Source organism: Nesterenkonia salmonea, assembly GCF_005771525.1.
GTDB classification, from domain to species: Bacteria; Actinomycetota; Actinomycetes; order Actinomycetales; family Micrococcaceae; genus Nesterenkonia; species Nesterenkonia salmonea.
The window spans coordinates 1-586 of the sequence record NZ_VAVZ01000123.1 but is presented as its reverse complement, the minus strand read 5'-3'; the positions used below and the strand labels follow the sequence as shown (position 1 = coordinate 586).

1 pseudogene is annotated in these 586 nt (G+C 60.2%); it reads right to left on the bottom strand.

From position 1 onward, the window contains the following. Positions 1-464 (bottom strand): annotated as a pseudogene (locus FEF26_RS15545) (IS1380 family transposase); the annotation flags it as partial. Positions 465-586 lie beyond the last annotated feature (122 nt).

The window sequence follows — 586 nt, the reverse complement described above, 5'->3', positions numbered from 1 at the left end:
TCGATGACGGTGTCATCAATATCGACGAACACCATCGGCGCTCCATCCCCAGCGGCGGGCACCGGAAGCAGTGGGATCTTCGCACCCAGGGCGGTGAGGAACCCAGAGGAAACCGCGGCAAGTTGCTTGACATGCCCATGGGTGTATTCCCGCAAATGAGAGCCCAGAGTGGAGGGCGCATACACAGAACCGAACAGCGAGCTCATCCCGCCGTGGCGCAGCAGATCCATGTCATCAATCGAATCAGCCCCGGCGACCATGCCTGCTACCAGGCTGCTGACCTTTGCCCCGGGGTTCGCGCCCTTATCAGCACCGGTATTCCGCACGGTGATCTTCTCCTCGGCAAGCTTGGCAAGCCCGGTGGACTGGGCGAAGGCCATCACCGGGACCAATCCGGCAGCCGACACGAGGTTGGGCTCATCGAAGCTATAGGAGACAGCCGCTGGGGCGTGGTTGAATAGCACCTGAGAGGTGCCCCTTTCTGGCAGGGAAACAGTGGACTAGACACTCACTATTTTCCCAGGTCAGAGGGGCATTTCCTCTATCAACCCACCCTCATCAGCCCCTCCTCATCGGTGGATCAAGG